At 32.2% G+C, this 12,554-nt stretch carries 12 protein-coding genes; 10 read left to right on the top strand and 2 right to left on the bottom strand.

Going from position 1 to position 12,554, the window contains the following annotated elements:
* Nucleotides 1-9: 9 nt before the first annotated feature.
* The 8 genes from ABDJ34_RS05255 (at nt 10) to ABDJ34_RS05290 (ending at nt 9,377) form a co-directional block, all read left to right on the top strand.
* Nucleotides 10-1,779, top strand: a complete 1,770-nt coding sequence (locus tag ABDJ34_RS05255) for an ABC transporter ATP-binding protein (protein WP_412701616.1) — start codon at nt 10-12, stop codon at nt 1,777-1,779.
* A complete protein-coding gene (locus tag ABDJ34_RS05260; protein ID WP_412701617.1) occupies nt 1,776-3,500 on the top strand; it encodes an ABC transporter ATP-binding protein in 1,725 nt (574 codons plus the stop codon). The genes ABDJ34_RS05255 and ABDJ34_RS05260 overlap by 4 nt, the downstream gene beginning before the upstream one ends.
* A gap of 25 nt (nt 3,501-3,525) precedes the next feature.
* A complete protein-coding gene (locus ABDJ34_RS05265; RefSeq protein ID WP_002836898.1) occupies nt 3,526-4,116 on the top strand; it encodes an MptD family putative ECF transporter S component in 591 nt (196 codons plus the stop codon).
* Complete coding sequence (locus ABDJ34_RS05270) at nt 4,116-4,844, top strand: energy-coupling factor transporter transmembrane component T (protein WP_412701618.1); 729 nt, start codon at nt 4,116-4,118, stop codon at nt 4,842-4,844. Before ABDJ34_RS05265 ends, ABDJ34_RS05270 begins: the two co-directional genes overlap by 1 nt.
* A complete protein-coding gene (locus ABDJ34_RS05275) occupies nt 4,841-6,223 on the top strand; it encodes an energy-coupling factor ABC transporter ATP-binding protein (protein ID WP_412701619.1) in 1,383 nt (460 codons plus the stop codon). Before ABDJ34_RS05270 ends, ABDJ34_RS05275 begins: the two co-directional genes overlap by 4 nt.
* A 322-nt stretch (nt 6,224-6,545) precedes the next feature.
* Nucleotides 6,546-6,962 carry a sigma factor-like helix-turn-helix DNA-binding protein gene (locus tag ABDJ34_RS05280; protein WP_412701620.1) on the top strand — a complete coding sequence of 139 codons (417 nt, stop codon included), beginning with the start codon at nt 6,546-6,548 and terminating at the stop codon, nt 6,960-6,962.
* 479 nt (nt 6,963-7,441) lie between these two features.
* Complete coding sequence (locus ABDJ34_RS05285; protein ID WP_412701621.1) at nt 7,442-7,603, top strand: hypothetical protein; 162 nt, start codon at nt 7,442-7,444, stop codon at nt 7,601-7,603.
* Between the two features lie 97 nt (nt 7,604-7,700).
* Nucleotides 7,701-9,377: a recombinase family protein gene (locus tag ABDJ34_RS05290; RefSeq protein WP_412701622.1), complete on the top strand. Its 1,677-nt coding sequence runs from the start codon at nt 7,701-7,703 to the stop codon at nt 9,375-9,377.
* Nucleotides 9,378-9,597: 220 nt separating this feature from the next.
* On the opposite strand, the gene ABDJ34_RS05295 is transcribed toward ABDJ34_RS05290, so the two are convergent.
* Nucleotides 9,598-10,842, bottom strand: coding sequence for a double zinc ribbon domain-containing protein (locus ABDJ34_RS05295; RefSeq protein WP_412701623.1), 1,245 nt, complete (start codon nt 10,840-10,842; stop codon nt 9,598-9,600).
* A 50-nt stretch (nt 10,843-10,892) separates the two neighbouring features.
* Complete coding sequence (locus tag ABDJ34_RS05300) at nt 10,893-11,240, bottom strand: helix-turn-helix domain-containing protein (RefSeq protein ID WP_412701624.1); 348 nt, start codon at nt 11,238-11,240, stop codon at nt 10,893-10,895.
* A 181-nt stretch (nt 11,241-11,421) separates the two neighbouring features.
* Here ABDJ34_RS05300 and ABDJ34_RS05305 point away from each other — a divergent pair, with 181 nt between their 5' ends.
* Nucleotides 11,422-11,646, top strand: a complete 225-nt coding sequence (locus ABDJ34_RS05305) for a hypothetical protein (protein WP_049690752.1) — start codon at nt 11,422-11,424, stop codon at nt 11,644-11,646.
* A 260-nt stretch (nt 11,647-11,906) separates the two neighbouring features.
* Complete coding sequence (locus ABDJ34_RS05310; RefSeq protein WP_316263969.1) at nt 11,907-12,494, top strand: RNA polymerase sigma factor; 588 nt, start codon at nt 11,907-11,909, stop codon at nt 12,492-12,494.
* Nucleotides 12,495-12,554: the final 60 nt, after the last annotated feature.

The following is a 12,554-nucleotide window of genomic DNA, read 5'->3' on the forward strand; positions in this document are numbered from 1 at the left end:
ATGTTTTAGATGAAAAAGAAGAAATCAATCAAAGATATTATTTCCTACAGTGAAATAAAAAAAGGACAACTTGTAGGAGGGATATTATTTGTTAGTCTTGGTATGCTATTAAGTATTTGTCCAATTTTGGTGATATACAAAGTCATAAAATCTCTATTTTTATATGGAAAATTAGAACAAAGTACAATACAGTTCTGCACCTATGGACTTGCAACAGTGGTATTGGCATATTGCTTAACTTACATTGGCGGTATTTTATGCCATAAGTTTTCATATGTTTTAATAGCTAACTTAAAAAAGAAGATATTATTTCATATTGGGAATCTTCCTTTAGGTTTTTTTACCGGAGACAACAAGTCAAAAATAAGGCAAGTATTAGGATCGGACATGAATCAAATTGAGGGATATTTTTCTCATCAATTACCAAATTTAATTTCAACTTTAGCACTAATTTTAGCAATGATAATTGTTATGTTGAAGATAAATTTAATATTAGGTCTTACGACTTTGTTAATTATATTTGTTGGTTTAGGAATTCAGATTGCAATCATGGCAAAGATTATAAAGTCGGGTGGACTTGAGAAGAACTTTGCGATTTTGGATCAAATTAATTCAGCAACTACTGAATACGTTAAAGGTATGCCGGAAGTGAAAATATTTGGAACAGGAGCAAAATCATTTAAAACTTTTTCAAAGTCAGTAGGAGAATATAGAGACTTTACAAGTTCGATGACATCAATGATAAGACCGGGATTTGTTTCATTTAGAATGTTTATTTTATCTGTTGCTACATTCATAGTTCCAGTAGGAATACTTTTAATGTCACGAAATAATAACTTGGATTTTGCTACAGTTTTTATTTTCTATTTGATTCTTGCACCTGCCATTAGCGTACCTGCATTAAAACTTAGAGATTTTGCAGAAGGAATGAATTTACTAAATGAAGTTGTTTTGAGAATCTACGAAATTATAGATCAAAAAGAATTGGCAATTGAAAATATCGAGGAAGAGATAAAAGGTCATGATCTTGAATTCGAGAATGTAAGCTTTTCTTATGGAGATGAAGAGGTTTTAAAGAATATAAGCTTCTGTGCTAAACAAGGAGAAGTTACAGCATTAGTTGGCTATTCGGGAGCAGGCAAATCTACCATTGGAACGCTAATACCCAGATTTTACGATCCTTCAGAAGGCTCTATTAAAATTGGTGGAGTTAATATAAAAAATATTCCGATGAACGCCTTAATGGAGAGGATAGCATTCGTTTTTCAAGACAGTGATCTTATCACAGATACAGTCTTCAATAATGTTGCTATGGCAAAGACAGGTTCTACAAAAGAGGATGTCATAAAAGCATGTAAAAAAGCAAGATGTCATGATTTTATTGTAAAACTTCCTGATGGGTATGACACTGTTTTGGGTAAAGGGACTTATTTATCTGGAGGAGAGAAACAACGTATTGCTGTAGCAAGAGCGATTTTAAAGGACGCACCAATATTAGTATTAGACGAGGCAACAAGTTTTGCTGATTCTGAAAATGAATATCTTATGCAGGAAGCTTTGTCTGAATTGGTTAAAGATAAGACAGTTGTCATGATTGCTCATAGGTTAAATACCATAGAGAATGCAAATCAAATTTTAGTAATATCTGATGGAAAAATTGCAGAAAGAGGTAAGCATGAAGATTTAATCCTTGCAGATGGAATATATAAGCGACTCTTTGATATTTATAAGAAGACAAATATTTGGCAAATGGATATAGAAGGGAGTGAGAATGAATGATAAGAAATATTACATTAGGAAAGATGAATAATATAAGAAAATCAATTATTTTAAATGTTTTGGCATCTATTTCCAACCTTATACCATTTATTGCTTTGGCGAAAATTGTAGAAACACTATTTTTAAATAGAGGTGCAGATAGTATAGATACGAGCCTTTTATGGAAGTATTTTGGGATAATGGCAGTATTTTTCTTAATAACATTCTTATTGGAAAATTTAGCCACAAAATATACCTATGAACTTGGATACAAGACAAGTGCAGATGGAAGAATAGAGCTTGCAGACCACATAAGAAAGCTGCCAATAGGTTATATTTCAGGGAAAAGCTCGGCAGAGATCTTAGATACATTAATGAATGATTTTTTCAAAGTTGAAACGGCAGTAACGCATCAATTGCCTCAATTTTTCAGTGGTATATGTGTAGCGATTCTTTGCTCGATATTATTTTTGATAATTAATGTAAAAATGGGAATAGCAACTCTTATAGGACTACCTATTTCTGTTCTACTTCTTATGCTCATGCAAAACTTTCAGAAACAAATTTATTTAAAAACAAAGAAAATGAGGATAAAAGAGGAAGAAGATATAAATGAATATTTGGATGCCATTAAGACTCTAAAAGCTTATAACAGCTTAAATGATACATTAACAAAACTTGAAGAAGATATAGATAACTCAAGAAATGCAAATATTAAGAGTGAGAAAGGGGTTGGTTCATTAACTACTATAGCAAGTATGATTTTAAGAATAGGACTTCCTTTGATGAGTTTAGTTGGTTCCTATTTATTTATAAATGGATCTTTGGAAATTGATACATTTTTAATGTTCTTATTTGTAGGCACAAGGATTTTTGATCCCTTGGAGCTTGCACTTGTAAATTATACAGGTCTACAAATGGCATCAGTTTCAGGAGAGAGAATCATTAACTTACTTAACGCTAAACCTATGTCAGGAAATTCCGATGTAAACGAAAGTAACAAAATTGAAATCCACGATGTTTCATTTTCTTACAAGGAATCTAAGGTTATCGATAATGTTTCATTAGACATTAATGAAAATGAATTAACTGCTTTTGTTGGTTACTCTGGCTCTGGAAAATCTACACTAATTAAATTAATTTCCAGATTTTTTGATCCTAATGAAGGGACAATTAAAATTGGTGGGGTAGATTTGCTAACAGCCGACCCTGATAAATTAATGGATAAATTTTCTGTTGTTTTTCAAGATGTGTATCTTTTTAAAGACACAATTTATAACAACATAAAATTTGGTAATGAAAATGCAAGTAAAGATGAAATCATGAATGCTGCAAAAATGGCAGGAGCTTATGACTTTATAGTCAAAAAAGATGATGGATTTGAAACTATGATTGGACAAGGAGGAGCGACTCTGTCTGGAGGTGAGAAACAAAGAATATCAATAGCGAGAGCAATATTAAAAAATGCCCCAATAATACTACTTGATGAAGCAACATCTTCGCTTGATCCTGAAAATGAACTTATTATACAAGAAGCCATATCAAATTTAATTAAAAATAAAACAGTTGTGGTTGTAGCCCATAAATTAAGAAGCGTAATGGGAGCTGATAAAATTGTTGTTTTAAACAAAGGAAAGGTAGAGGAATTTGGGAAGCATGAAGAACTTATTAAAAATGAAGGACTATATAAAGACTTATGGAATTATCAAGAAAAGTCTAAAGAATGGAAGATTGTACAGTAACAATCAATTTTAAAGGAGGGAACTTATGAAAACACAAAAGAAATCATCAAAAAATGCAGTTACAGCTGGTGTTTTAATTGCACTTTACTTTGTAACATATGCAGTTATTGGGGCAATATCTATGCCTGTCCCTGTTTTGTTTTTACTAATGCCTATGCTTGTAGCACTACTTGCTGCACCAACCTATCATATGCTTCTTGCAAAAACAAAGTCAGCCACTGCTATTGTAATCGCAGCTATCTTACCAAGTATTTTATTAGTTGCAACTGGACATATTCCAATTGCACCATTAGTGGCAGTGCCTGCCGGAATAATTGCTATGTTCATAGCAAAAGGTGGGAATTATACAGACTTTAAGAAAAATACAATTAGTCATATGTTTTTTTCTCTAAACTTATTTGGAGGATTTTTACCAATTTGGGTTATGAGAGAAGCATTTTTTGAAAGTGTAATAAAAGGTGGCTTAGATCAAAGCTTTTGTAACACAGTAAGAGCATGGACACCAATATGGATGTTACCAGTTATGATTATAGGCACATTTATATTCTCTTTGATTGGTTCATATTTTACAAAGAAAATACTAAATAAAAAGTTGGAATCCGCAGGAGTTTTATAATGGAAAATTCAAAGTTTGTTCTGGGGTCAAAATATGACCTCAGAACAAAACTTATCTTGCTTATAGGTGCGAATATTTTAATTTTTTTAGGGTTTGATTGGATCTATCAAAGCCTTATTACATTATTTTTCCTTGTCATTATTATTAGCGATGGTTATAAAAAATCCGCTATAAGGTATATTTTATTTTTTGTAATAAGTGTAGTATTGGAAAAATCTTTAGCCTATTTTAGCATGAATTTTCTTTTGAATTTAATTTTATTTATCTTAGCAATTGGAAGAAAATTTCTGCCATGTATTATCGTGGGTAAATGGATTTTAAATTCAACATCTGTTTCCAGTGCAGTGTCAACTTTACAAAAATTAAAACTTTCAAAAGACTCGCTCATAATGATTTCTGTAATATTTAGATGTTTGCCTACTATTAAAGACGAATGGAGTCATATAAATATGGCGATGAAAACAAGAGGGATTAGCATTAGTATTTATAATTTATTTCATAGAACTGCTGCGACAATGGAATACTTTTTTGTACCCTTATTCGTAAGTGTAATAGAAATTGGGGATGAGCTATCCCAATCAGCCATTATAAGGGGGCTTGATGCTCCTGTTCAAAAAACAAGTAGACACCTAATTAAGATTAGAAAAAATGACATTGGCGTTTTAATTCTTATGATTTTAATTTTATCAATAGTAATATTTATGAAAGTGTCAGGGTGGGATTTATGATTGAAATTAGAGAATTAAGTTTTAAGTACAAGGGAGGATCTGATTACTCATTAAAAGATATAAACTTGAAAATCAAAAAAGGGGAATGCATTCTTCTATGTGGCAGGAGCGGTTGCGGAAAGTCGACTCTATTAAAGCTTATGAACGGCATAATACCTGAGTTTTATGATGGGGACATTTCCGGCAGTGTTATGGTCAATGGTATGAATACATTTACTACACCAATTTATAAATTATCTAAGAATGTAGGCTCGGTTTTTCAAAATCCCAAAACACAATTCTATACAACCAATACAACTGACGAAATTGCATTTGGTTTAGAAAATTATGGATTGGATAGGGCAGAGATAAACAAAAAGATTGAGGAAGTTAAAAACATATTCAACCTTGAAGCGTTAATGAACAGAAATATATTTGAACTTTCAGGTGGAGAAAAGCAAAAAATTGCAATTGCAAGTGTGTTCGCTTTAGACCCGAAAGTATTTGTTTTTGATGAACCTTCTTCCAGTTTGGATATTGACTCTATGAGAGAACTATCAAAAATAATAGAAAAACTGAAAGCGGCAGGTAAAACAATTATAATCGCTGAACACAGACTATGGTATCTGAAAAATGTTGTTGATAGAGCAATATATTTGGAGAGTGGGGAAATAATCAAAGAATACAGTATGGAAGAAATTCAAAATTTAACTGAAGAAGAAAGGTTAAAAGCAGGGCTTAGACATACTGAATTTCAAGATGGAAACTTTAAAAGAAAAACGAATACCTTAAAAAATGTAACTGAGTTGGAAATATATGACTTGTTATATAAAAGAAAAAAGAAAACTATTTTGAAGATAGATATCCTAAACTTTAAAAGGGGAAAGATTATAGGAATAATTGGAAAAAATGGAATAGGAAAGTCTACTTTTGCAAGAATTGTTTGCGGACTTGAGAAACAGTCTTCGGGAAGGATTTACAAGTGTGGTAGGCAATTAAGCTCCAAAAACAGAATCAAAAACAGTTTATTAGTTATGCAAGAAGTAAATAATCAGCTGTTTACGGATACAGTTTATGACGAAATAAATTTAACATCGGATACAGACGATGAAAAAATAAATATTTGCATGGCAGATATGCAAATTGCCGAGTTAAAGAAAAAGAACCCTCACACTTTATCGGGAGGGCAGAAACAGAGGGTACTTATTCTATCGGCTTTACTTTCAAATAAAAGTCTGTTGTTTTTTGATGAGCCTACAAGCGGATTAGATTATGCAAGCATGAAAGTAGTTGCTGAAAATATAAAGAATTTCAAAGAAGAGAAAGATTTGATTTTAATAATATCTCATGACTATGAATTTTTAGAAGAGGTATGCGATGAGGTTATATATTTTTCGTAATTGATAATTTGGTTTTGCTCGTTTAGGTGATAGAACAAAACTTTTTAGGAAGGAACAATTATGTAAAACCTTTAAATATAATATGGAGGATAAAGGATGAAAATATGTTATTTATTAAAGAAAAATCAGGATAATAAAAATTCTCCTTTTTCTCCGTAACCCTAATATCTTTATGCTTTTATAAATACTTTGCTAACCCATTAAACAAGCTAAGAGAAAATACAGATTTCGTTCATTTTAGAGGACTTCTTATGCCGAGATGCAGGAGTCCTCCTTTTTTGTCTGAAAAACAAATAGACAAAAAAGAAATGGAGGAAATTAAATGCCAAAAGAATATTACCTTTATGTCAACGGACAAAGGGTTAAAGTCAGCGAGCAGATATATAAAGTCTACTGGCGAGAAAAAGAACACGAAAAGTATTTAGAGCAGGTGGACAAGAAAAACCACTTGCTCTTTTTTTCATCATTGGATCATGACGGGAATTTTGTAGATAACCTTGCTGATGAAAGTGTGGATGTAGAAAAGATAATTGAAACACAGATCTTAATTGAAACAGTCAGAAAGGCTATGTCAGGGCTGAATGATGAAGAAAGGGACATCATAGAGCGTTTGTATTTTAATGACGAAACATTATCGAGTGTAGCAAGAAGTAAGAAAGTGAGCTATCAAGCTATACAATGGCGAAAAAATAGCATTCTTAAAAAACTAAGGGTGCTATTGGAAGAATTTATGAAGTAATCGCCTTGTGCATGAGGGCAGATTTTCCTTTTATAAAGTGAAGGGAGATCTGTCCTCTTAATTTAATTGAAGAATTATTTTCAAGAATAACTTAAAAGAAAATCTCTCTGAAAGCCAATAGGCAATTGTTCCTTGACAACTGAATAGACCAAAGGTAGGACTTTATCTACTTGTGGAGGATTATGACTTACGCCATGACCTTTCTGCTGAAAGAAATTTTGGTTTTATGAATACTGAGAAATCAAGGAAACAAGAAAGCGAGCGATAAATAAGAATACATAAAAACAGATGTGGCGACCTGTTCGATGAATCAAGTAGTGATAATGATACTTCAATAGTTTAAGCCGGCTCGTCTGGAATAAGAGGCGGAGGTGAGATTCCTATGTTGCTGCCAAGCACCTACCAAAGTCGTTAAACTTAAAATATTGAAGAAAACATATTTTGATTATAGAAAGTTTGTAAAGGAAGGAGGGGTGTCTGTGGATAGTGACTGGAATGGACTGGCTGATTTAATTGCAAATCTGATTACAAAATATGCTGGTGTTTTAGATTTAGATAATCTGCCCAATCCAACGCCAGTAAAAAATCAAGAGATGAAAAATAGTTTTGACATGGCAAAAACACAAATTGAGACGGACTAATAAAAGTGTTATAATATACTTGAAATGATGGTCCAAACTCAAATTCAAAAATCCTAAACTATATATGATATAGACAAGTTATATTGAGGTTAATGCTATGTCAAAAGAAAAAATAAAAGTATACCTCTATACACGAGTATCTACGTCAATACAGATAGAGGGGTATTCGTTAGAGGCACAAAAATCACGAATGAAAGCCTTTGCTATTTACAACGATTACGAAATTGTCGGAGAGTATGAAGATGCCGGAAAGTCTGGCAAATCTATTGAAGGCAGAATACAGTTCAATCGAATGATGGAAGATATAAAATCTGGAAAAGATGGAGTGTCTTTTGTTCTTGTGTTTAAGTTATCAAGATTTGCAAGAAATGCCGCTGATGTTCTTTCTACACTTCAGATAATGCAGGATTATGGAGTTAATCTTATCTGCGTTGAAGATGGCATTGATTCATCTAAAGATGCTGGGAAACTAATGATTTCTGTTTTATCAGCTGTGGCTGAAATAGAAAGAGAAAACATCCGTATTCAAACAATGGAAGGTCGCATTCAAAAAGCAAGGGAAGGAAAATGGAATGGTGGCTTTGCTCCGTATGGATATAAACTTGAAGATGGCAAGCTGTTTATAAATGAGGAAGAGGCAGTTGCCATAAGAACGATTTTCGACCAGTATGTAAATACTACGATAGGAGCCAATGGGATATCTAAATACTTAGAGAATCATGGAATTAGAAAAATCCCAAGACAGAACGGTAAGAATCCTTTGTTTGATGCAGGTCTTATAAGAAAGATATTAAAGAATCCTGTATATAATGGGAAAATAGCATTTGGAAGAAGAACTTTAGAAAAAGTTCATGGTACAAGAAATGAATATAAGCAGGTTGAACAAGATGAATATCTAATATCTGAAGGGATACATGAAGCTATAGTTTCCGATGAAGTTTGGCAAGCTGCTCAGGTTAAGCTAAAATCTCAAGCAAAGAAATATGAGCATGTTAATAAAGGAAAAGATACACGCACACACATGCTTTCTGGAATTGTAAAATGCCCGATATGTGGAGTGGGAATGTTTGGGAACAAGTGTATCAAGAAAAAGAAAGATGGCACAAAGTATAAAGATTTTTATTACTATGGATGTAAGCATAGGCAGATGATACGAGGTCATAAATGCACTTACAATAAACAAATCAGAGAAGAATTGTTAGATGATGCAGTTGCTGAGGTAATTATAAAGATAGTAAGCAATCCAAAATTTGCTTCTATGATGCAAGAAAAAATCAACATGAAGGTAGATACCTCTGAAATAGAAAAAGAGATAGATAATTACCAGAAAGAATTGAGGAAGAGTCATTCCACAAAGTTTAAGCTAATTGAGGAAATAGATAATTTAGATGTTGATGACAAGCATTATAAGAGAAGGAAACAGGATTTAGATGATAGACTTTATCGCATGTACGATAAGATTGAAGAATTAGAATCATTGTTAATTGATGCAAAAGCAAAGAAACAAACTATTGAAGCTGAAAAGCTTACAGGAGATAACATATATAAGGTTCTGATCTATTTTGATAAACTCTATAAAGTCATGAATGATGTAGAGCGTAGGCAGTTAATTACAGCTTTGATCTCTGAAATTCAAGTTTATGAAGAAAAACAACCTAACGGACAATGGCTAAAATCAATTACTTTCAAGCTCCCAATTATAGAAGAAAACCTCAACATAGGTTTGGACAATGATGAGCATGTTGAGACTGTAGTATTGATGTCAAGAAAATAAGATAACAGGATATAAGACTGTTGAAATCAATGGCTTTTGGGGTTTTAGAAGAAATCCTAAAAGCCATTTCTCTATTAGAAAAACACCTTGTGGGAATATATTAATAGTAAAAATCTTAGGGGTGTGTAGACAGAATAGATATTTATAGGAGAGTGGACAGAATAGACATATAAAATATAAAAAAAGAGCTAGCCAAAAATAAATAGGCTAGTTCTTTTAGTTAGAAAGGAAGCTGGTCATCACTTGGAAAATCAAATCCTGAATTAGAATCATCAGTAAAATTTTTATTGTATTCACTGTGGTCGCATAAGATTCCATCTATAAAAAATATTGTTTTAGCCCCACAAGTTTCGCAGTATCTGGCATTACTTGGGTTATGATGTATTTCAACAATATCATCAAAACCATTAAAATTCTGAGTATGAATTCCTTCACAATCATTATATAAGTTCGTTCCACATATTTTGCAAAACAATGCATTATCACTAAATTCTTCATTTCCGCATTTAGGACAAATTTTTACTTTCATTGTTGATTCATCAAATTCTACACCATCATCATAAATCATATCTATCTCACCTCTTTCCTGGTTATTTTCTTGTATATGGTCTTTCATTGTAGTAGTGCTTCCACACGTTGAGCAGTAATAATCGGTTAATTTAACATTGTGATCCTTATTATTTGAACAAGTGTTAGATATGGGAACTCCACAAATTGGACAGAATTTTGCATTGCGATTAGAGTTTCTATAACCACAAATAATACACGTATCATATTTAGTAGAATCTATACCATCAGTTAAAGGTTGATATTTAAAACCAAAGGCCAAAGACTTGGAACCACAATTAACACAATAGTCTGCTTCTTTTTCATGTTCCATTCCGCATTCAGGGCAATATATACTGAGAGGATTAAATGTGTTTTTAAAAAAAGAAAGCATAGAATTAGAAAAATCTCTTAAGTCTCTTGAAATATATTGTAATCTAACTTCAGCAGCTCGGACTGTTATGCTAAATAAATCCGATAGTGTGCTAGGATTTTTCTTTTTTTCAAACACAACAACTTGTTCAGCAAGAGGTGCTGGTGATAATAGATTTCTAGCAAAATTATTTGCTTCTTTTTCAAGTTCTTCGTATTTATTCTTACTAACACCTTTTCTGGACAGAACATCAACACCATACATTTGGTGATGGCCAATAAAAATATGTCCTAGTTCATGAGCTATGGTAAATCTAATCCAGTTTTCAGTTTTATCCACGTCATTATAATAAATAATATACTTATTTGTATCGGGTCTATAACTACAGGCGCCTAAATTACTATCGAAAAAATCAATCACATCTTGTAAAGAACAGTTAGCATCATTCATATATTCAGAGTAAGTTTTTACACTGATTTCATTGCTAAAGCAATCAATAATTTTATTTAAATCAACAGGAATTTCAGAGATATCGGCATCTTCCAATAATTCATATGATTTCTCTAGGGAAATCTTATAATCTGGAGTATACCTCACTATTGCATATCTCCATCTGCACTGCCAAATTCTTCTTCAAAATGCTTCTTTAATACCTTTAACATCTCTTCTTTTTTTCCTTGATCCATGCTTCTTGCTGCTCTCTGAATAATACGAATTTCTGGTTCATCATCTATTTGCTTATTTAAGGCAAGCAGATAGTTATAGTCGATTTGTAGAACTTCAGATATAGCCTTAAGAGTGTTATTATCTGGAGTTATTTTATCGTCGTTTTCAATTCTCGAAACAGTAGAATTACTAATTTTTACTTTTTTTGCCAATTCACGCTGAGAGATGCCTAGCTCTTCACGTCTATTGGATATAACCTTTCCCAAAGTGTCTTTCATAAACTTCCTCCTTATAATAATATTATAGCACAAGTGTTGCATGCAATCAACACATGTGGTATAATTTATGTTGAATAGATGGAACGAGATAACTTCTATTTTTTTTAAGCCACACGTTCCATCCAATCAACACTAATATAGAAGTTATTTTACCGCAAGCTAAAATATAAAAGAAAGGAAGATGCCTATTAAAGAAATTCAAGAAGTAAAAGATGCAAATAATAAACTTATTTGTAAAATTGAAGCAGAAACTGGGATATTACAAAATATCTATAAAAAACAAGAAATTAAAGTTAGACTTGAAGTCGGGCAAAGTATTCAACTAGCTAGAGGTGGATGTATCACCTTAGTTAAAAGAATAGATAAAACAGAGTACGACATAAAGAGTTACAAAAAATCAGCATAAATTTTTAAGAGCTGCAAGACGGCCTAATTTATCTTAACGGATGAATTAGGCTTTTTTTATTACAAATTATATCAAGCCTGATTAGCTATAAGGGCGTGAGATACACATATAAACTAATTTCAATCAATTTTGAAAGAAGTATATGGAGTACCTCTAGTTTCTTATGGCCTTTTTAGGTGAAAGACAACTATGCTCCATAAACTGTAGGTAAAATTTGTATTTCTCGCTCCTTGCTATCAGGCAAGAAAGCGAGGAATATTTTGAAAATTAGAAAGACTAGATCTGACGAAAGAACCATGTATGTTTATAGGTTTGCAGATGAAACAAAAGTGGAATTAGAACCAGGAAAAGATGGGATAACAGAAGTGGATATCAAAAAACTACATGCTTTAGATGATAGTGAAGTTTACTATAACAACAAGAATCTAAGACCTGAACGAACTAAAGAAGAGAAAGCTGAAATAGATGCGTGGAAACAAGAATTTATAAGCGACTTTAAAAAGAGTCATGGATATGAACCTAATGAGGATTTGTTAAAAGGAGAAGTAGAGGAAAGATTCCCAAGAAACTATAACTTATCTCTTGATTTCGATAACGATGGGGATATTGATCCAGATAAAAGATTAATAGCAACTATTAAATCCAAAGACATGAATGAAGAATTTGAATGGTCGGAGCATATGGAAAATATACTTTCTTTATTAACGGATAAACAGCGATTAGTAATCAAGTTGATGTTTGTGGATGGATACAAGCAGTCAGAAATTGCAGATTTAATGAACATATCTTCAGCTGCGGTTAAGAAACATTTGGACAAGGCAAAAGAGACAATTAAAAATAATTTTTAAATATTTTAGGACGAGGTTAAAAACTCGTCCTTTTTCTTTGCCTGTGATTTGTAAGGGAGA

Origin of the sequence: Finegoldia dalianensis (assembly GCF_046255015.1) — a bacterium.
Taxonomy (GTDB): Bacteria; Bacillota; Clostridia; order Tissierellales; family Peptoniphilaceae; genus Finegoldia; species Finegoldia magna.

Bases quoted from the DNA above. Each gene is read 5' to 3' on its own strand.
- ABDJ34_RS05255 (WP_412701616.1), top strand. From the start codon at position 10: ATGAAAAAGAAGAAATCAATCAAAGATATTATTTCCTACAGTGAAATA.
- ABDJ34_RS05260 (WP_412701617.1), top strand. From the start codon at position 1,776: ATGATAAGAAATATTACATTAGGAAAGATGAATAATATAAGAAAATCA.
- ABDJ34_RS05265 (WP_002836898.1), top strand. From the start codon at position 3,526: ATGAAAACACAAAAGAAATCATCAAAAAATGCAGTTACAGCTGGTGTT.
- ABDJ34_RS05270 (WP_412701618.1), top strand. From the start codon at position 4,116: ATGGAAAATTCAAAGTTTGTTCTGGGGTCAAAATATGACCTCAGAACA.
- ABDJ34_RS05275 (WP_412701619.1), top strand. From the start codon at position 4,841: ATGATTGAAATTAGAGAATTAAGTTTTAAGTACAAGGGAGGATCTGAT.
- ABDJ34_RS05280 (WP_412701620.1), top strand. From the start codon at position 6,546: ATGCCAAAAGAATATTACCTTTATGTCAACGGACAAAGGGTTAAAGTC.
- ABDJ34_RS05290 (WP_412701622.1), top strand. From the start codon at position 7,701: ATGTCAAAAGAAAAAATAAAAGTATACCTCTATACACGAGTATCTACG.
- ABDJ34_RS05300 (WP_412701624.1), bottom strand. From the start codon at position 11,240: ATGAAAGACACTTTGGGAAAGGTTATATCCAATAGACGTGAAGAGCTA.
- ABDJ34_RS05305 (WP_049690752.1), top strand. From the start codon at position 11,422: ATGCCTATTAAAGAAATTCAAGAAGTAAAAGATGCAAATAATAAACTT.